We start from the raw sequence: 19,219 nt of genomic DNA, 5'->3' as shown, positions 1-19,219 counted from the left end.
GTTTCCAAAGAAAAATGACTGTAGGTCAAGTTTTCATTGAGTGTATCTAAAGTTATAAATAATTAGCAGGAATAATTTTAATTTTTCCTAATGATACCGGTGTCAAGGACGATAATATGCGCTATGATCCGCCCATAAAATTTCAAATAAGCAGTTTGACAGCGTTGTCATTTTAACTTAACGTTTACCGAAAATGGCAATTTTAAACGCAAGATTAGTGGGTTTGTCCTCGTACTTTCACAAAAATAAAGAAAAATGTGGTGATAGTGAGTGAATTCGCGCGCAACGGTCGCGAGTCTATTAATCTAGTTGGAAAGGTAAGGAATTAACAATGGTAGCAAGTCGTTCACAATTAACGAGCTGGCAAACGCTTCAAAAGCAGGCGCAAGGGTTAAAAAACACCCACTTAAAACACCTGTTTGCCGCGGACGCAAGCCGCTTCGATAAGTTGTCATTGGCTATTCCTGGAGTGCTGTTTGATTACTCCAAACAACTAATAGATGTACAGGTACGCGACACCCTGGTTGAGCTGGCAGAGCAATGCGACCTGGCCCAGTGGCGCGATAAAATGTTTGCCGGTGACAAGATCAATTTTACCGAGCAACGCGCGGTCTTGCATACGGCGCTGCGTAACCCAGGCACCCAGGCTATTAATCTTGATGGCGTTAATGTTGTTGAACAGGTACACAAGGAACTGGCGAAAGTAGCCGCTTTTGTTGACAAGGTACGCAGTGGTCAATGGCGCGGTTATAGCGATAAAGCCATTCGTGATGTAGTCAGTATTGGTGTGGGCGGCTCTAACCTTGGTCCGCAAATGGCGACCGAAGCATTGGCAAGCTATGCCGATGAGACCCTCAACATACATTATGTTTCCAATGTTGATGGGGTGCAGATAGCTCAGGTATTAAAGCAACTTAACCCTGAAACCACCTTGTTTGTGGTGTCGTCGAAAACCTTTACCACCTCGGAGACCATGACCAACGCCGCCACCGCGGTACGCTGGTTAACAGAGGCGGCCAAAGATGATGGCGCCGTGGCCAAGCATTTTGTTGCCGTGAGCACCAATTTGCAAAAAACCGCAGCCTTTGGCATTGCCGATGAAAACGTATTCACCATGTGGGACTGGGTTGGTGGTCGCTTTTCGATGTGGAGTGCGATAGGTTTGCCTATTGCCCTGTATCTTGGCTTTGATGCCTTTAGTGAATTACTGGCCGGCGCCTTTGAAATCGATGAGCATTTCCGCGACGCCCCGTTAAACGCCAATATCCCGGTACTTATGGGTTTGTTGAGCGTTTGGAATACCAGCTTTTTAGATCATAGAGCCCAGGCTATTTTGCCTTACGATCAAGCCCTGCATATGTTGCCTGCTTATTTGCAGCAAGGGGAAATGGAAAGTAATGGTAAGGCGGTAAATTTTGCCGGTGAGCCGGTGCCTTATACCACTGTGCCGCTGATCTGGGGGATGACGGGCATTAATGGCCAGCATGCCTTTTACCAGTATCTACACCAAGGCACGACTATAGTGCCGGCGGACTTTATTGCGTCGGTCGAGCCGCAAACCGAGGTTGATGGCCATCACCATGTTTTGATGTCGAACTTCTTCGCGCAAAGCGAGGCCATGATGAACGGGGTTGATGCTGAGCAGGTGCGTGCCGACTTACTGCAAAAGGGTGTCAGTGAGCAACAAATAGAGGAGTTGATCCCTCATAAGCTGCATCCGGGAAATCGGCCAACAACCTCTATTATTTTAGATAAGCTGGATGCGCGAGCGCTGGGGCGCTTAATCGCCTTGTATGAGCATAAGATTTTTGTGCAGGGGATCATCTTACAGATTTGCTCCTTCGATCAATGGGGCGTCGAACTTGGCAAGGGACTGGCAAAGAATATCGAGTCGGAACTGCGGGCACAGAGTGTTGGGGAGCACGATAGCTCAACGCAGGGACTGATGGCGTATTATTTAAATAAACGCCGATAACAGATTTAGCTGCATCGTCAGCAAAGCCGAGTTGCGCTTATCCCATGATGGGACGGCTTACAGAATACCTTTGAACGGGTAGCGCTGGAGTCTTTGGGGCCTGTATTTTTGTGAGAGGAATTACAGTGACCCTAAAGCTCATTTATTCCCAAGCTCCGATCGCTAGTTGTCTAGGGTCGGAGCTTTGCCTTTTTCGCAGCTAAGAATTCGTAAGAGCAGGCGTTAATGGCTATGTGCATCTCTGGGTGCGCACCAACATCAGGGTCACAGGCCATGGGCTTGTTATAATTCCCAATAAGAACAACGAATGTGACACTTACAGGCTCGGCATTGCTGGCTTGTCGGAACACACAGTAACAGGTAGAGAGTAAATCATGCTAAATCCTTTTGATATCATAATCTTTGGTGGTGGTGGCGACCTTGCTTTGCGCAAGCTGCTACCGGCCATGTATCGCGCTTATCAGGAAGGGAACCTGCCACAAGGAACGCGGATCTTACCTAGCGTACGCAGCGTAGAACAGCGTGACGAATACATTGAAACAGCTCACACAGCTTTAAAAGAGCACCTGGGCCAGGGCGAATATAACAATAAAGACTGGCAGGCTTTTGCCAACTACCTGGTACCCGTGGTGATCAATGTAACCGAGGCGGATGAGCATTGGGATGAGCTGAAAACCATACTGAGCGAGCATGATGAAGATAAATCACGTGTTTTCTATCTTTCTTTGCCGCCAGCCGTTTACGGTACCTGCTGTGAAATTTTATCCACCAAGGGTCTTATCACCGACACCTCGCGTGTGGTAGTGGAAAAACCTATCGGTTATTGCGGTGATTCTGCCGAGCAGATCAATGGCAAAATCGCGCAATACTTTAGCGAAGAGCAGGTTTTCCGTATCGACCATTACCTGGGTAAAGAAACGGTGCAAAACTTGATGGCGCTGCGTTTCTCTAACTCGGTATTTGAGAATCTGTGGGATGCCAAGACCATAGACAATATTCAAATCAGTATTTCCGAGACAGTCGGTCTGGAAACTCGCGCTGGCTTTTATGACAAGGCTGGGGCGCTGCGCGATATGATACAAAACCACTTGTTGCAGTTGCTGTGCCTAGTGGCCATGGAGTCACCGCATAAGCTCAATGCCAACTCCATTCGCACCGAAAAATTAAAAGTGCTTGAGGCGCTGCGCCCGCTGGTGGCCGAGCAGGTCGATGACAATATAGTTCGTGGCCAGTATGTGCCCGGCGATCTTGGCGGCAAAATAGTCCCGGGTTATCTTGAAGAGCTTGCGGACGGCCCAAGCAATACCGAAACCTTTGTCGCCATTAGGGCGCATATTGATAACTGGCGTTGGGCGGGTGTGCCTTTTTATCTGCGCACCGGTAAGCGCATGAAAAAACGTTGTGCCGAAATCGTGGTTGAGTATAAGCCAGTTTCTCATAATGTTTATGATGACAGTGTTGGCTCCATTCAGCCTAACCGTTTGGTGATCCGCTTACAGCCGGAAGAGAGCATTCAATTAACCCTGATGTCAAAGCGTTTGGATAATCTTGAGATGCAGCTTGAGCCGGTAACCTTGAACATTGAATTATCCGAGTCTTATGGCTCAGGTTTTCACTCTGATGCCTATAAGCGCTTGATGCTCGATGCGGCGGCCAATAACCCGGCCTTATTTATTCACCGTGACGAAGTACGCCAAGCCTGGCAGTGGATCGACCCTATTATTGAGCGCTGGCAGGAAAAAGGCGCGCCGGCTTTATACCGTGCCGGTACTTGGGGCCCCGTCGATGCCGATGAACTGCTGGCCGAAACTAATCACCGTTGGTTCAACACAGGAGAGGGTGCATAATGGCGACCATTACAGAGCATTTTTTTGACTCAAAAGAGCAAATGACACAGGCCCTGGCAGCTTCACTGGCGGAGCGTTTAACCAGCGCTTTAACTGAGCGTCAACGTGCGTCTTTAATGGTATCCGGCGGCTCTTCACCGGCACCGGCCTATAAATATCTGTCGGGCCTGGATATTGCCTGGGACAAGGTTGATGTGGCCATGGTTGACGAGCGTTGGGTTGATGCCGGCCATGATAAGAGCAACGAAAGCTTTATTATCAGTACCTTGTTGCAGGATAAGGCGGTAAGCGCCAACTTTATTACTATGAAAAATAGCGCTGAAACCGCCGAGGCCGGGGTTGAGCAGTGTGAGCAAATGTATGCACAGATCCAGCGTCCGTTCGATGTCACCATCTTGGGCATGGGTCCGGATGGCCATACCGCATCTTTATTTCCTCACGCCGAAGGTTTAGAAACAGGCTTATCTTCACAGCAATTAGTGTGTGCGATTAATGCCATCGAAAGCGAAGTGACCGGTGCTATCACCGAGCGTATGACTCTTACCCTTCATGCTATTGCCCAATCGCGAGTGGTTAAGTTGTTGATCAGCGGCGAGGAAAAACTGGCTGTCTACAAAGAAGCCAAAGCAGGTGGTGATGTGCAGGCGATGCCTTTGCGCGCTGTGTTACAGCATCCAGACATCGAACTGGAAGTATACTGGGCTCCGTAAATAATTCCCCATAAGGCTTGGCCTTTAAAATACAGAAAACGCAGCTTAGGCTGCGTTTTTTATGGCCATAGGTTTACCTATTTCATTTCGATATCCTTTTGTGATCAGCTCTTGCAACCGCGTATTAACTTTCACTTATCGCGTACTTTACTCTTGCTCTAGTATTTGTGTTATATTCGCCGCGATTCAATCCAACAAACCCCTAATGGCTCATAGTTAAATCAAATAAAATCAGTTTGTTACAGTTTAATTAGTGCTTTTTTTAAACTAAAAAGATAAAAAATGTAGCGAATTTGTAATTTTGAGTGTAAGGTTTGTTACTAGATGACAGCGTTGTCATCATCACTGGGCAGAAGTGATTTGATAATCAATAAAATGATTCAAGAATAATTAAAGGGGAATCCTGTGTTAGCTAAAAATTTTAAGAAAAGCTTATTAGCAGTGAACGTTACTCTCGCGCTCGGCGCCGGTTTTTCTGGTGTAGCCGTGGCGGCCGATACACAAACGCAAGTAAAAGAAGATGTTGAAGTAATTGAAGTTCGCGGTATTCGTCGCTCGCTTGCGGCGGCCATGAACACCAAGCGTTTCGCCAATTCGGTTGTCGATGCCGTATCCGCAGAAGATATTGGTAAATTTCCAGATAGCGATGTGGGTGAAGCCCTGGGTCGTATTTCCGGTATCTCGGTAAACCGCCAGTTTGGCCAGGGTCAACAGGTGTCTATTCGCGGTGCGTCGGCGCAGCTGACTCGCACCTTACTTAATGGTCACTCGGTGGCATCAACAGGTTGGTATGATCAGCAGTCAATCGACCGCAGCTTTAACTACACCTTGTTACCACCTGAGCTGGTTGGCGGCATTGAAGTAAGTAAGTCTTCACAAGCAGATACAGTAGAAGGCGGCATCGGCGGCACGGTGAACGTGAAAACACGCAAGCCGCTGGACTTGGATGCCAACACCATTTTCGGTGGCATCAAGGCGGACTATGGCACTATTTCCGAAGAGACGGATCCGGATGTATCGGGTCTTTATTCGTGGAAAAACGACAACGAAGACTTTGGCTTCCTAGTAGCCGCAGCCTATTCGGAAACCAGCTATCAGCGTAACGGTATCGAATCTCTAGTTGGCTGGGGTGAGATAGTTCCTACTACCTTCCAGCAAGAGCGTGAGCGCACCGCAATCAATGCCGCTTTCCAGTATCGTCCAAGCGATGCCCTTGAATTAGGCTTAAATATCATGAGCCTGGAACTTGAAGCAAACAACGCCAACACTTCGCTGTTCGCCGTATTCCCGGATGACAAAGCAGCGGCCTGTGAGCAAACCAATGCTTCAGGTACCTGTACTTTCTATCGTCGTAGTGCCGATGATACCAACCCGGGCTGGGCGCAAACCTGGGCTCGTGCAGGTTCAATGACCTCAGATACGGTTGATTTTGACTTTAAATATGTGGCCGACAACTTCGAAGTAACCGGCCGTATCGGTAATACCCAGTCGGACGGTGGTACCAACCTGACTTCAAACTATGGTTTCTGGTTGGGCACTCCGGCAGATTTCGCGGGCACCTATGATGCTACCGGGGATGTGATCAAGATAGATATCGCCAATAAAGAGTTTGATGCCAGCGACTTTAACGGCGAGCTGTCGCCGGCAGGTTGGTCACTGAAGAAACAACCCAACTCGGACGAAGAAACCTATGCCCAGGTGGATTTCACCTTCCCGGTAGATTTTGGTGCCATTACCGCTATTAAAACCGGTGTGCGCTGGGCTGATCATGAGGTTAAGCAGCTGACCTATTCGGCAAACCTAATTGATAATATCGCCGCTAAGAGCGCCGATCACTATTACTCAGGCACGGTTTCATCGGGCGCAGGTTTTACCCTGCCAGAGCCAAACCTGGATGCCATGATCACTGACGGTTACGCGGCAATTGCCAGCTTTGATAATACCTCTGACGTTTATCGCTCTGGTTACGGCACCATAAAGGAAGAAAACCTGGCGCTTTACCTGATGGCCGACTTTGAAGCCGAAGGGATGCGCGGTAATATCGGTGTGCGTTATGTGTCTACGGATGCCGAGTCTGACTACTATGATCTCGATGCCATGGGCAATTATGCGGATACTCTGAGCACCGACAAGGCGGACTATGATGAAGTCTTGCCGAGTGTGAACATTGCCTTTGACCTAAGCGAAGACGTGATCTTACGCGTGTCGGCGGCCCAGGTTATGTCACGCGCTAACTACGCGGATATGTTCTCAGCTTCCACTTTGGCCGGTTACAACGACGGTACCTCGGGTAACGAAGTGCTGAAAAAAGGTAATATCGGTCTTGAGCCATTCAAGGCAACTCAGGCGGACTTTGGTATCGAGTACTATTTCGATAACGACGCCATGTTCAGCGCCACTTACTTTATCAAGGATATCTCTAGCTTTACTAAAACCGATCAAGTGCTTAACCAAGGCATAGGTATTGTTGATAACGATTCGGGCGTAGATAACTGGACCATAGCCACCATGGGCACAGGTAGCGGCGGTGAAATTCAAGGTCTTGAGCTGCAATTGCAAGACGGCTTTGACAATGGCTTCGGTTACCAGGTGAACTACACCTTAGTAGATTCATCGGCACCGGCGGAAAACTTCCCGGATCGTGTATCCGTGTTTACCGATTCATCGGATCACACGGTTAATTTGGTTGGTTACTATGAGACAGACGACTTTAACGTGCGCCTTGCCTATAACTGGCGCTCTGAGTACATGATCCGTGAGTTGCCTGGTTTCTATGGCAACCGTGAGCACCAGGACTATGGCACTTTGGATTTAAGCGCCAAGTACTCGGTGACCGACAGCCTGGATGTGATCTTTGAAGCCGTGAACCTGACCGAAGAAGACAGTGTACAAATCGGTGTAGCCGAAGGCGATGCTCAGGTAGTACCTGAGCTGAAAGACGGCTACCCGGCGTGGTTCTTCGAAGGCGAAGCTCGCTATAAGCTTGGTTTACAGTTCCGATTCTAATTCCAATTCTGTTAAGTATGTGAGCAGATATAGCGCTGGATAAATGATGTGATAATAAGGCGGGGTTTTTTCTTATGTAGTTATTCTACATAGAAAAATTCCAACGCAGTGAGCATGATATTTAGCCCGCTAGAATGATTAGCTATTTAAGTGAATTGGTATAATTAAGCTGTGCGCTACAGCAAAAAGCCAGTGTTTGCGCACTGGCTTTTTTTATGCCCTTAATTTGCGGCGTTTTAAACAAGTCTAACCAAGGGCTAGGGCATTACCGAACCGCCAAAATAAGGGGAAAAGGGTACATCAAACTTTAATGTATTTTCACTTTCTTTTTGTCAACAAAACCGATAGCCTTAGGCCACAACAAGTAATAAATACGTAAATAGTATGGAGCAGTATCATGGCGGAACAACAAGTACAGCCTTTGCATAACGAAAAGCATGCCAACACAAAAATTAAACCTGGCCTTAACATCGAATTTTTAAAAACTCAGCATTTAGTGCCGGTAGTGGCGCACGAGTTTGGTCGTATCGCCAATGAATTCCCACTGGCATTTGTAAAAAACAATGAGTCTGGCAAATTCCAGGCGGTTGCCTTATTCGGTCTTGAGCCGGGCGAAAACCTGTTTATCAAAGACGACCAATGGCAGGCAGCTTTTGCCCCGCTAGCGGTTACTCGCTACCCACTAGGTCTGGTTAAGCACCCAGAGCAAGAGCAATACGGTGTGGTTATCGATGAAGCCAGCCCGCTAGTTGGCGAAGAAGAAGGCAATGCCCTATTCGAAAACGGTGAAGAGACGGAATACCTTAAGCGTCGCAAAGAAGCTTTGGTTTCTTTTATCGAGTTCAGCGGTGTAACCGATGCCTTCACACAGTACCTTGCCGATAAAGAACTACTGGTAGCACAAACGCTAACCGTTGATATCAAGGGCGAGAAAAAAGACATCACGGGTATCCACCTGATCGATGAGAAGAAGTTGCAAGAGCTTAGCGATGAGGACTTCCTTGAGCTACGTAAGCGCGGTTACCTGGCGCCTATCTACTCTTTCTTAACCTCGACTCATCAGGTTGGTCGCCTAGCTCGTTTGAAAGCTGAGCGCGATGCATAAGTAAATCGTTTAACAACGAACATAAGAGCCCGGTAAGAACCGGGCTTTTTTATGCCCGGCTGGTTACTAATTCGGCTGTTAACCATGTTGGACGAAAGTTTTACCTTTTTATCCTTGAGTAACACTCGTCCTTGTGAAAAAATTTGAGTTTATTTTATGACCCCAATAACGCAGACACGAGGATATGATTATGCGCATTATCTTATTAGGCGCACCCGGTGCTGGTAAAGGCACGCAAGCTCAGTTTTTAATGGACAAGTACGGCATTCCACAGATTTCTACCGGTGACATGCTACGTGCTGCTATTAAAGAAGGCACGCCGCTTGGTTTAGAAGCGAAGAAAGTGATGGATGCGGGCCAACTTGTGTCTGACGATATTATCATTGGTCTGGTTAAAGAGCGTGTAGCTAAAGCCGACTGTGAAAACGGCTTCCTACTTGACGGTTTCCCGCGCACTATTCCACAAGCCGATGCCATGAAAGAAAACGGCATTGCCGTTGATCATGTTATCGAGTTTGATGTTGCCGACGAAGTGATCGTCGAGCGCATGGGCGGTCGTCGCGTACACCCAGGCTCTGGCCGTGTTTACCACGTAGTTTACAACCCGCCTAAGGTGGAAGGTAAAGACGACGTGACCGGTGAAGACCTAATCATCCGTGATGACGATACCGAAGAAACGGTACGTAAGCGTCTGGCTATTTACCACGACCAAACCAAGCCTTTGGTTGATTACTACCAAGGTGAAGCCGATGCGGGCAACACTCAGTACCACAAGCTAAATGGTACTCAGGCGGTTGAAACCGTAAGTCAGCAACTAGCTGAATTACTAGGTTAAGCGCCGAAAAAACAAAAACCGCCGTCAGGCGGTTTTTTGATCCTAGCGCTGCTTTTATCGGTATAATCAGTATCCTAGGGTCTGTTTATCTTTGCGGTTTACTTTATGTTCAATCTAAACGCATTCTGATCGCGACGCTCGTTATGCAGCATAGTTATTCTATGTCAGTAACGAGCAACAAAGGGCAGAGGGCGTTTAGAAGAACCCCTAGGGCAGCGCTTGAAGCCTATTTCTCCCGTGTTGGCACATGTTTATGTAGAATTACTACACCACACATGTGCCGCCTTGTATAAATACGCTACAAACAGCTACAGAAACAAACAACAAAGGTCAACAGACCCTTGCAACGAAAGGAAATGAGTTTATGTCTTTAGCTTTGACGCAGCCAGCCAGTCGTTATGGTGTGTTGTTGGTCAATTTGGGAACTCCGGAGGCGCCGACGGCCGCGGCGGTGCGTGCTTACCTTAAAGAGTTTCTTTCGGACACCCGAGTGGTGGAGATCCCGCCTTTGCTGTGGTCCATCATCCTCAATGGCATTATTTTGCCCACACGTTCAGCTAAGGTGGCCAAGGCCTATGCCTCTATCTGGCAAAGTGAAGGCTCGCCGCTGCGGGTCATTACCGAGCGTCAGGCAAAGGCCCTCAAGCAAGCCATTCAAAGCCAAAGTGGTCAGTCTATTCATGTGGACTATGCCATGACCTATGGCCAGCCCAGCATTCAACGCAGAATTGCTGATATGCAGGCCCGCGGCATCGACAAGATAGCTGTCTTGCCTTTATATCCTCAGTATTCGGCAACCACCACGGCGGCGGTATTCGACAAGCTCAACCGTCATCTTGCTAAGGTGCGTAATATTCCCGAGATCCGTTTCTTAAAGCATTATTATGAGCGCGACAGCTATATTCATGCCTTGGCTGGGTCTATTGCCAAATACCGCCAAGTTCATGGTGACGCAGAAAAGCTGATTTTCTCCTTTCATGGTATCCCTAAGCGCTGCGTGAATAAGGGCGACCCTTATTACGAGCACTGCAAGTTTACCGCCGAGCGCTGCGCGCAGAAGTTGGGGCTCAGCGATGAGCAATGGCTGATGACCTTTCAGTCGCGCTTTGGCAAAGAGGAGTGGTTACAGCCCTATACGGATAAAACCTTAACCGAACTGGGTCAAGCTGGGGTGAAAAAGCTGCAGGTGGTGTGCCCGGCCTTTGCCGCCGATTGTTTGGAAACCCTGGAGGAAATATCGGTAGAAAATGCCGAGATTTTCACCGAAGCGGGCGGTGAACACTTAGGTTATATCCCAGCACTGAATGATGATGCCGAGCATATCGAGCTCTTGGTCGAGCTTGCCTATTCGCAGTTGCAGAACTGGTAATTAAAAAAAGCGCCCTCGGGCGCTTTTTTAATGTCTGATTTTTACCGCGGATATTAAAGTGAATCTAGAGCGGCGATGGCTTTTTTATAGTCCGGCTCTTGTGAGAGTTCACTGACCAATTCCTTGTAAACCACCTTGTGCTCTTTATCGAGGACAAATACGGCTCGGCTTAAAATGCCCATGTCTTTAATAAGTAGCCCATAATGTTCGGCAAAATCGCGCCATACAGCATCGGATAAGGTTTCCAGCTTGTCTATGCCTTCTGCGGCACAATAGCGTTTTTGCGCAAAGGGCAGATCGGTGCTGATGGTGAGCATGGCTACCTGCGGGTAATTGGCTGCCACCTGCTCGTTAAAATGTTTGGTTTGAATGCTGCACACCCCAGTGTCTAGGCTCGGCACTACGCTTAGCAGCACTGCCTGTTGTTGATAATCACTCAGGCCTTTGGCCTGGAATGCACTATCGACAACACGAAAATCAGGCGCCTTTTGACCAACGGCTACACCATTTCCGAGCAGTACCACGGGCTTGCCTTTGGCTGTAACCTTATTGGCATCTAGGGTGTTGATGGTGGTGCTTTGTTCTGCGAAGGCGCCGTAGCTGACACTGGAAGCCAGCACGAGGGCGCTGAGCAATACTTTATTTATCATATTCTTGCCTTAATTTTAATCTGTATGCTGTAAATTGTTTTGATAGAGCCAGTCTATATTTAAATTGAGTAATGTTAATACCACTATTTGTGGTTAGCTTTTGTAAAATAAGCGGTAATTATTATTTCATACCATTCTCAGGCCCTGGTGTCAGGTATTCTAAGTGATGAAAACATCAGTGTCGCGCAGCGGTAACTCGCCCGCTTTTGCCCACAGGCTGAGAAGTACAACTTATGCTCGCAACCCATGACTGAGAATGTCTGACTCTATTACAGACCGACAATCTAGACGTTTTATTTCTTCGTTTATTCTCGACTTAGTGCTCGAGTTCCAACTCTGAGTTGGGACAAGTGCCTAACTTGACTATGCTACCGTCAGCGTTTTCCTGCTCAAGGCGTACGGGGAAGCCCCATAACCTGTGCAGGTGTTTAAGCACCTCATCCTTGGATTCGGCCAATGGAATACCAAGATGAGGGATATAGCGCAGGGTTAGCGACCTATCGCCACGAATATCAATGTTATAGACCTGAATATTGGGCTCATGATTGCTGAGGTTGTATTGTGCTGACAGAGCCTGGCGAATTTTCTGGTAGCCGTTTTCATCATGGATCGCTGCGACTTCTAAATGCGGTTGCTGGCTGTCATCGACAATGGAAAAAAGTTTGAATTCACGAATGAGCCGCGGTGATAAAAACTGGCTGATAAAGCTCTCATCTTTAAAATTCTGCATCGCAAAATGCAGGGTTTCCAACCAATTACTGCCCGCATACTCGGGGAACCACTGACGGTCCTCATCGTCCGGATTTTCACAAATACGGCGAATATCCACCATCATATTAAAACCCAAGGCGTAGGGGTTGATGCCGGAGTAATAATTGCTGTTGTAGGGTGGCTGATAAATTACATTGGTGTGGCTTTGCAGCACCTCGAACATAAAACCATCGGTGAGTTTGCCCTCGTCATAGAGGTGATTAAGCAGGGTGTAGTGCCAGAAGGTGGCCCAACCTTCATTCATAACCTGGGTTTGCTTTTGCGGGTAGAAGTACTGGGATATTTTACGCACTATACGCACTATCTCACGCTGCCAGGGTTCCAGGAGAGGCGCATTTTTTTCGACAAAATAGAGAATATTTTCCTGCGGTTCTGAAGGGAAACGCGGGCGCTTTTTACTTTTTTGTTGCTCACTGGTGGGAATGGTACGCCACAGCTCATTGACCTGAGATTGCAAGTAATCGGCGCGCTCCTGCTGGCGCTTTTGCTCCTCATACAGGGATATTTGCTGCGGTCGTTTATAGCGGTCGACGCCATAATTCATCAGTGCATGGCAGGAGTCGAGAATATCTTCTACCTCATCTATGCCATATTTTTGCTCGCACTCGGCGATGTAGTTTTTGGCGAACAGCAGGTAATCGATAATGGAGCCGGCGTCGGTCCAGGTTTTAAACAGATAATTTCCCTTAAAAAAGGAATTGTGGCCATAACAGGCATGGGCCATCACTAAGGCCTGCATGGCCATGGTGTTTTCTTCCATCAGGTAGGCAATACAGGGGTTGGAGTTAATAACGATTTCATAGGCCAGGCCCATTTGGCCACGGCGGTAGTTTTGCTCTGTTTGAATAAATTTCTTACCGAACGACCAATGGTTGTAGCCTATGGGCATGCCGACGCTGGAGTAGGCGTCCATCATCTGCTCGGCGGTGATCACTTCAATCTGATTGGGGTAAGTGTCGAGCTTATAGTGCTCGGCGACCCGTTTGATCTCCTGCCGATATTCTTCCAGTAAATCAAAAGTCCAATCTGGGCCGTCACTTAAAGGCTTGGTCATAGTCACCCCTTATGCTAGGCGCGTTGCGCCGTAGTGCTTGCACTTTTTTTAAAGAGTTCGCGGAAGATAGGGTAAATGTCTTCCACCGAGGTAATGTGCTTAATGGCAAAGTTCCCGAAGTGCGCCGCTAATTGTTCATACTCGCGCCATAGGCTTTGATGGGCGCGATTGGTGATCTCCACATAGGCGTAGTAGCGCACCATGGGTAAAATCTTGTTGCTCAGCACCTCAGCGCATTGAGGGGAATCATCGGCCCAGTTATCGCCATCGGACGCTTGGGCGGCGTAGATATTCCACTCACTGGAGGAATAGCGGGCGGCAATGATCTGGTGCATCAGCTTTAGGGCGCTGGAAACTATGGTGCCGCCAGTTTCTTGAGAATAGAAAAACTCTTGCTCATCGACCTCCTTGGCCTGGGTATGGTGGCGTATATACACTACCTCAATGTCTTTATAGGTGCGGGTCAGGAATAAGTAGAGCAGAATATAAAAGCGTTTCGCCATATCCTTGGTGGCCTGATCCATGGATCCGGACACATCCATCAAGCAAAACATCACCGCCTTGGAGGTGGGGTGGGGGCGTTTTTCATAGTTGCGAAAGCGCAGATCATAATTATCGATAAAGGGCACGGCCGAAATTTGGCGTTCCAGCTCTTCTATTTGCACCAGCAATTGATTGATACGAGTTTGCTCCGGCACAGGTTGTTGCTCTAGGTGCATAAGTTCTTGTTTGAGTTCGGCCAACTCACGCTTTTTCCCTGCTGTCATGGCCACTCGGCGCGCTAAGGAGCTTTGCAATGAGCGGATGATATCTATGTTGCTTGGCACCCCATCGCTACAAAAACCGGCCCTGTGGGTGCGCATCTGCACCAGCTTGTCGAGGCTGTTTTCCTGTAAGTTAGGTAGCTCTAGATCTTCAAAAAGGAGGTCGAGATATTCGTCCTTGGAGATGGAGAACACAAAGTCATCCGTGCCTTCTCCTTGGTCGCTGGCTTCGCCTTCACCGGCACCACCGCTTTGCCCTGCGGGAGGGCGCTTGATCCTGTCGCCGGTATTGAACTGATCATTGCCCGGGTGCACCTGCTCGCGAAAGCCGCCCTTGCCCTGATGAAACACCGGCTCTTTGATGTCTTTTGCGGGTATGGATATGCTCTCACCGCTGGACACATCGGTGACACTGCGTTTGTTTATGGCGTCTGAAACGGCTTCCTTAATTTGCTTTTTATAGCGTCGAATAAAGCGTTGACGATTAAGCGTACTTTTATTCTTGCCGTTCAGGCGCCTATCGATAAAGTGCGCCATAAAATTCCCCTCAACTTACTTCAAAGGCGTTATTGTGATTTGCGTACGCGCAAGTACCACTCAGATAACAGCCTTACTTGTTTCTGGGTGTAGCCCTTAGCTACCATGCGATTTACAAAGTCTTCGTGCTTCTTCTGATCTTCCGCCGAGGTTTTGGCATTGAAGGAGATAACCGGCAACAAATCCTCGGTATTTGAGAACATTTTCTTCTCTATCACGGTGCGAAGCTTCTCGTAGCTGGTCCACAAGGGGTTTTTGCCATTGTTGTGCGCCCGTGCCCGCAGGACAAAGTTGACGATTTCGTTGCGGAAGTCCTTAGGATTAGAGATGCCCGCAGGTTTTTCAATTTTTTCCAACTCGGCGTTCAGAGCGGCACGGTCAAATAGCTGCCCCGTATCCGGGTCTCGGTACTCCTGATCCTGAATCCAAAAGTCTGCATAGGTCACATAGCGGTCGAAAATATTCTGACCATATTCGGAGTAGGACTCTAAATAAGCGGTTTGCAGCTCTTTACCGATAAATTCAACGTATTGCGGGATCAGGTAGCCCTTAAGGTGCGATAAGTAACGCTCTTGTACCTCGGCACTGTATTGTTCACGCTCGATTTGTTGCTCAAGCACATAAAACAGGTGCACCGGGTTGGCCGCCACTTCGCTGTGATCAAAGTTAAAAACCCGGGACAGTATCTTAAAGGAGAAACGTGTCGACAGCCCGGTCATCCCCTCATCGACGCCAGCGTAGTCGCGATATTCCTGATAGGATTTGGCCTTGGGATCCGTATCTTTGAGGCTTTCGCCGTTATAAACCCGCATTTTTGAATAAATACTGGAGTTTTCCGGCTCTTTAAGGCGGGATAAAACTGAGAACTTGGCTAAAGTCTCGAGTGTGCCTGGGGCGCATGGTGCGTCGCATAGCTCACTGTTTTGTAATAGCTTATCGTAAATTTTTACTTCTTCGGTAACGCGCAGGCAATAGGGCACTTTAACGATATAAACCCTGTCGAGGAAAGCCTCGTTGTTTTTGTTGTTTTTAAAGGTTTGCCATTCTGACTCATTGGAGTGAGCGAGAATAATACCGCTAAAGGGCAGGGCCGAAATGCCTTCGGTACCGTTATAGTTGCCTTCTTGGGTTGCAGTAAGCAGTGGGTGCAGCACCTTGATTGGCGCCTTAAACATTTCCACAAACTCCATCAGGCCTTGGTTGGCCAGGCATAAAGCGCCGGAATAGGCGTAGGCATCGGGATCATTTTGGGCAAAATGCTCTAGTTTACGAATATCGACCTTACCAACTAGGGCCGAGATATCCTGGTTGTTCTCATCGCCGGGTTCGGTTTTGGCGATGGCGATTTGATTTAAAATAGAGGGGTAGCGCTTAACCACCCTAAACTGGCTGATGTCGCCATTGTATTCTTTTAAGCGTTTCGCCGCCCAAGGCGACATTATAGTGCGCAAGTAACGTTTTTTGATGCCGTATTCGTTCTCTAACAGGTCGCCATCTTCCATGGCGTTAAAAAGGCTTAATGGATGGTCATTAACCGGCGAGCCTTTTAAACAATAAATCGGCACCTGTTGCATCAGGTATTTCAATTTTTCGGCGATGGATGACTTACCGCCACCAACTGGGCCAAGTAAGTACAGAACTTGTTTATACTCTTCAAGGCCTTGCGCAGCGTGTTTAAGGTAAGACACTATTTGCTCTATGGCATCTTCCATACCATAAAACTCACTGAATGCCGGGTAGCGGGCGATCACCCTGTTGGAAAATAGGCGACTGAGTATCGAGTCTTGCGAGGTATCTATCATCTGCGGCTCGCCTATGGCCGTCAGTAGTCTTTCAGCGGCCGTGGCGTAGGCCGTTTTGTCTTGTTTGCACAACTCTAAAAACTCGCTAACGCTATATTCTTCTTCTTGGGATGCTTCAAAGCGAGATTGATAATGCTCAAATATTGTCATAGCGACCTCCAAGGAACCCGAAGCTAAGATGAAAGGCAAAGATGCAACTCGGTTACTTAAAGCGTAGACAGTGTTATAAAAATTTGCGAAATATATTAGGAATTTAGTCCTCTGGATTGGCGTTGGATTCAGGCATAAAAAAAGCCCAGTTGTACACCGACAACAAGGCTTTTTTTGTCATTTAGTCAAGGTGAAATTAATTCACCTTAACATGAATGTTTGGCGATTAAGCAGCGAAGTTTTGGTTCGCGAAATCCCAGTTAACTAGTGCCCAGAAACCTTTAAGGTAATCAGGACGCAGGTTACGGTAATCGATGTAGTAAGCGTGTTCCCACAGATCCACAGTTAGGATAGGAGTTACGCCAGCTTCAGTTAGCGGAGTCGCTGCATTTGAAGTGTTAACGATATCTAGAGAACCGTCGGCAGTTTTAACTAGCCAAGTCCAGCTTGAACCGAAGTTGTTAACTGCTTTATCGTTGAAAGCTTCTTGGAACGCTTCGAAAGAACCCCATTTAGCGTTGATAGCATCGGCAACTGCGCCAGTTGCTACACCACCGCCATTTGGAGATAGGCTGTGCCAGTAGAAAGTGTGGTTCCAGATTTGTGCAGCATTGTTGAAAACACCGCCTTCTGATGAACATACGATCTCTTCTAGTGATTTACCTTCGAAATCAGTACCTTCGATTAAGCCGTTTAACTTTACTACGTAAGTGTTGTGGTGCTTACCGTGGTGGTACTCAAGAGTTTCTTGAGAAATGTGCGGCTCAAGAGCGTTGATTTCATAAGGTAGTGACGGTAGTTCAAATGCCATGTTTTTCTCCATCTGTCTTTATTTGAAAATGGGCTTTAACCGGGTGCACGTTGCGCTCGGTGTACTGAAAGCCTTTATAGTGGTACTATAATTCCCGAGTATTTTACTCAAGTTTAAACAAACAGCAACGCTTTAAGAAGTGTAAGCTATTCTCGCTTTTACCAATGTTAGCAAGCATGGCACTATTTTTCGTTAACTTTGCGAGAAAAATAGCTCATGTGTTTACCCTGGGAAACTATCCAGCGTTGGCCGTTTGCTTTAACATACCCTAAACATTGTGGTCGCGGTGGTGGTTTTCAATACAAACCAGCATCGAAAATTGAAATAGAGGTTGTTAATGGAAACCATTGATAAGATTAAACAGCAAATTGCCGAAAACCCGATTCTGCTTTATATGAAGGGTTCGCCTAAATTACCAAGTTGCGGCTTTTCTTCGCAGGCTTCACAAGCGTTGATGTCTTGTGGTGAGCAATTTGCTTACGTGGATATTCTACAAAACCCGGATATTCGCGCTGAATTGCCTAAATATGCCAACTGGCCAACCTTCCCACAGCTTTGGGTTGAAGGCGAGTTGATCGGCGGCTGTGACATTATTATCGAAATGTTCCAACGCGGTGAATTACAGCCACTTATTCAAGAAACTGCTGCTAAATATAAAGAAGCGGACAGCGCCGAGTAAGCAAACAGGCTATGCTCTTGGGCGCAACCAAGGGCTATGTCGTTGATAAACGATAAAAATAATACTTAAGCCGGCAGTCGCCGGCTTTTCTTTTTCTTTCCATCTCGCCAGCATCTATTACACTTTCATCTAGGCATTAATGGGTGACTATGGAAGTGGGTGATGTTCTCAGTGCGAATTCAGGAATACTCGTGTTACTCCTTGCGACAAGCTGGCCGTTTAAGTGGGTCGTAGCAGCAGACAAGGTGACACAAGTAACCCTGGAATACCGACTTGATAATCAGAACTACAGTTACACCGGTATGTGGCAGGGTGCGACTCTGAGTTTTGATGGCGGCCGAGAGCGCAAGGCGGTGGTAGCTACTCTTGATTGGCCTCCCTACATAGGCCGGCAAGAATGCCAAGGTGGCTGGCTGCTTCAGTATATGGCGGCGGTGATAATACAGGCCGGCTACAATCCCGAATTTCGCTTTTTACCCTGGGCCCGTGCTGTGCGTATGGCGGAGCTGGGTCATGTGGATATACTCGCTCCCGAATATGAAATAGAAGCTTCGGCACCGTCCGATGTGGTGCTAGGCAATACTCGTTTACAGCATTTAGCCTTGTCCTCTCCTTACGCCCACACTCCCGTGCATTATATTAGCGCCGCCAACAGCGAGCTCACCCAGGCTCCGGCTCCTCAATCCTTGTCCGATTATGCTGTGGGCGTGGTACGTGGCTACCAAAATGCGCCCGAGGTGGACAAAGTGCTCGACGGTGGTCGCGTGATTGTGCAGCAAGCCATAGACGACAGCCAGAACCTGCAATTATTACTTTCGGGGCGAGTCAACCTGATTGTGGCCGATCCCCTAGTGATAAACACCCTGGCTCAGCGTCAGAATGTCGCCAGCGATAGCTACCGAGTATTGCAACCGGCTATCACCGAGCAGCCCTTGTATTTTGCGCTGTCAACGGCGCGGCCTCAGTGGCAAAGGTTAATGTTGGATATTAATAGTGAGATCGCGCAGATGCAGAAACAGGCGTTGCGTACGCAACTGATGTCCCGACTCAAACAAGCCTGCCCTGCATACAATTAAAAAACCAGTGAATACCCACTGCTCGATGTGAATAATTATTCACTATGAGATCTCGTTTACGTTAACGTAAAGTGCAGG

General features: G+C 47.9%; 14 protein-coding genes. 9 read left to right on the top strand and 5 right to left on the bottom strand.

The annotated features are described in order from the left end of the window. Positions 1-331 precede the first annotated feature (331 nt). The 7 genes from pgi (at position 332) to hemH (ending at position 10,847) form a co-directional block, all read left to right on the top strand. Complete coding sequence (gene pgi / locus C2M24_RS14085; protein ID WP_105215670.1) at positions 332-1,975, top strand: glucose-6-phosphate isomerase; 1,644 nt, start codon at positions 332-334, stop codon at positions 1,973-1,975. 374 nt (positions 1,976-2,349) lie between these two features. Further along, positions 2,350-3,822, top strand: coding sequence for a glucose-6-phosphate dehydrogenase (gene zwf / locus C2M24_RS14080; RefSeq protein ID WP_105215668.1), 1,473 nt, complete (start codon positions 2,350-2,352; stop codon positions 3,820-3,822). Beyond that, positions 3,822-4,532 (top strand): 6-phosphogluconolactonase, encoded by a 711-nt coding sequence (gene pgl / locus C2M24_RS14075; protein ID WP_105215666.1) that lies wholly within the window; start codon positions 3,822-3,824, stop codon positions 4,530-4,532. Before zwf ends, pgl begins: the two co-directional genes overlap by 1 nt. 405 nt (positions 4,533-4,937) lie before the next feature. Next, a complete protein-coding gene (locus C2M24_RS14070) occupies positions 4,938-7,538 on the top strand; it encodes a TonB-dependent receptor (RefSeq protein ID WP_105215664.1) in 2,601 nt (866 codons plus the stop codon). Between the two features lie 397 nt (positions 7,539-7,935). Then, positions 7,936-8,643: a SapC family protein gene (locus C2M24_RS14065; RefSeq protein WP_105200610.1), complete on the top strand. Its 708-nt coding sequence runs from the start codon at positions 7,936-7,938 to the stop codon at positions 8,641-8,643. A 190-nt stretch (positions 8,644-8,833) separates the two neighbouring features. Continuing rightward, positions 8,834-9,478 carry an adenylate kinase gene (adk, locus tag C2M24_RS14060; protein WP_105215662.1) on the top strand — a complete coding sequence of 215 codons (645 nt, stop codon included), beginning with the start codon at positions 8,834-8,836 and terminating at the stop codon, positions 9,476-9,478. A gap of 364 nt (positions 9,479-9,842) precedes the next feature. Further along, complete coding sequence (hemH, locus tag C2M24_RS14055) at positions 9,843-10,847, top strand: ferrochelatase (RefSeq protein ID WP_105200608.1); 1,005 nt, start codon at positions 9,843-9,845, stop codon at positions 10,845-10,847. A 53-nt stretch (positions 10,848-10,900) separates the two neighbouring features. Here the strand turns inward: hemH and tpx are convergent, their stop codons facing one another. The 5 genes from tpx to C2M24_RS14030 all read right to left on the bottom strand — a co-directional run bounded on the left by tpx (position 10,901) and on the right by C2M24_RS14030 (position 17,386). Continuing rightward, entirely contained in the window at positions 10,901-11,497 is a 597-nt protein-coding gene (gene tpx / locus C2M24_RS14050) for a thiol peroxidase (protein ID WP_105215660.1), read from the bottom strand. Between the two features lie 316 nt (positions 11,498-11,813). Then, positions 11,814-13,322 (bottom strand): SpoVR family protein, encoded by a 1,509-nt coding sequence (locus tag C2M24_RS14045; protein WP_105200606.1) that lies wholly within the window; start codon positions 13,320-13,322, stop codon positions 11,814-11,816. A 14-nt stretch (positions 13,323-13,336) separates the two neighbouring features. After that, the gene (locus C2M24_RS14040; protein WP_105200605.1) at positions 13,337-14,623 is read right to left on the bottom strand and encodes a YeaH/YhbH family protein; all 1,287 of its coding nucleotides are present in this window, start codon (positions 14,621-14,623) and stop codon (positions 13,337-13,339) included. Between the two features lie 29 nt (positions 14,624-14,652). After that, positions 14,653-16,575 (bottom strand): PrkA family serine protein kinase, encoded by a 1,923-nt coding sequence (locus tag C2M24_RS14035; protein WP_105215658.1) that lies wholly within the window; start codon positions 16,573-16,575, stop codon positions 14,653-14,655. A gap of 226 nt (positions 16,576-16,801) precedes the next feature. Beyond that, positions 16,802-17,386 carry a Fe-Mn family superoxide dismutase gene (locus C2M24_RS14030; protein WP_105200604.1) on the bottom strand — a complete coding sequence of 195 codons (585 nt, stop codon included), beginning with the start codon at positions 17,384-17,386 and terminating at the stop codon, positions 16,802-16,804. Positions 17,387-17,723: 337 nt separating this feature from the next. On the opposite strand from C2M24_RS14030, the gene C2M24_RS14025 reads away from it, so the two are divergent. Together C2M24_RS14025 and C2M24_RS14020 are read left to right on the top strand one after the other, a co-directional pair. Continuing rightward, positions 17,724-18,065 (top strand): Grx4 family monothiol glutaredoxin, encoded by a 342-nt coding sequence (locus tag C2M24_RS14025; protein ID WP_105200603.1) that lies wholly within the window; start codon positions 17,724-17,726, stop codon positions 18,063-18,065. Positions 18,066-18,310: 245 nt separating this feature from the next. Next, positions 18,311-19,141, top strand: a complete 831-nt coding sequence (locus tag C2M24_RS14020; protein WP_158683771.1) for a substrate-binding periplasmic protein — start codon at positions 18,311-18,313, stop codon at positions 19,139-19,141. Positions 19,142-19,219: the final 78 nt, after the last annotated feature.

The organism is Pseudoalteromonas sp. T1lg22 (assembly GCF_002964645.1).
In the GTDB taxonomy this organism is placed as follows: domain Bacteria; phylum Pseudomonadota; class Gammaproteobacteria; order Enterobacterales; family Alteromonadaceae; genus Pseudoalteromonas.
Note: the sequence above shows the minus strand (reverse complement) of the source record. Positions and strands in the feature narration are given on the sequence as shown.

What these genes read in the sequence shown, in the direction of transcription:
- pgi (WP_105215670.1), top strand. Translation starts at nt 332, where the DNA reads ATGGTAGCAAGTCGTTCACAATTAACGAGCTGGCAAACGCTTCAAAAG.
- zwf (WP_105215668.1), top strand. Translation starts at nt 2,350, where the DNA reads ATGCTAAATCCTTTTGATATCATAATCTTTGGTGGTGGTGGCGACCTT.
- pgl (WP_105215666.1), top strand. Translation starts at nt 3,822, where the DNA reads ATGGCGACCATTACAGAGCATTTTTTTGACTCAAAAGAGCAAATGACA.
- C2M24_RS14065 (WP_105200610.1), top strand. Translation starts at nt 7,936, where the DNA reads ATGGCGGAACAACAAGTACAGCCTTTGCATAACGAAAAGCATGCCAAC.
- adk (WP_105215662.1), top strand. Translation starts at nt 8,834, where the DNA reads ATGCGCATTATCTTATTAGGCGCACCCGGTGCTGGTAAAGGCACGCAA.
- hemH (WP_105200608.1), top strand. Translation starts at nt 9,843, where the DNA reads ATGTCTTTAGCTTTGACGCAGCCAGCCAGTCGTTATGGTGTGTTGTTG.
- tpx (WP_105215660.1), bottom strand. Translation starts at nt 11,497, where the DNA reads ATGATAAATAAAGTATTGCTCAGCGCCCTCGTGCTGGCTTCCAGTGTC.
- C2M24_RS14045 (WP_105200606.1), bottom strand. Translation starts at nt 13,322, where the DNA reads ATGACCAAGCCTTTAAGTGACGGCCCAGATTGGACTTTTGATTTACTG.
- C2M24_RS14040 (WP_105200605.1), bottom strand. Translation starts at nt 14,623, where the DNA reads ATGGCGCACTTTATCGATAGGCGCCTGAACGGCAAGAATAAAAGTACG.
- C2M24_RS14035 (WP_105215658.1), bottom strand. Translation starts at nt 16,575, where the DNA reads ATGACAATATTTGAGCATTATCAATCTCGCTTTGAAGCATCCCAAGAA.
- C2M24_RS14030 (WP_105200604.1), bottom strand. Translation starts at nt 17,386, where the DNA reads ATGGCATTTGAACTACCGTCACTACCTTATGAAATCAACGCTCTTGAG.
- C2M24_RS14025 (WP_105200603.1), top strand. Translation starts at nt 17,724, where the DNA reads ATGGAAACCATTGATAAGATTAAACAGCAAATTGCCGAAAACCCGATT.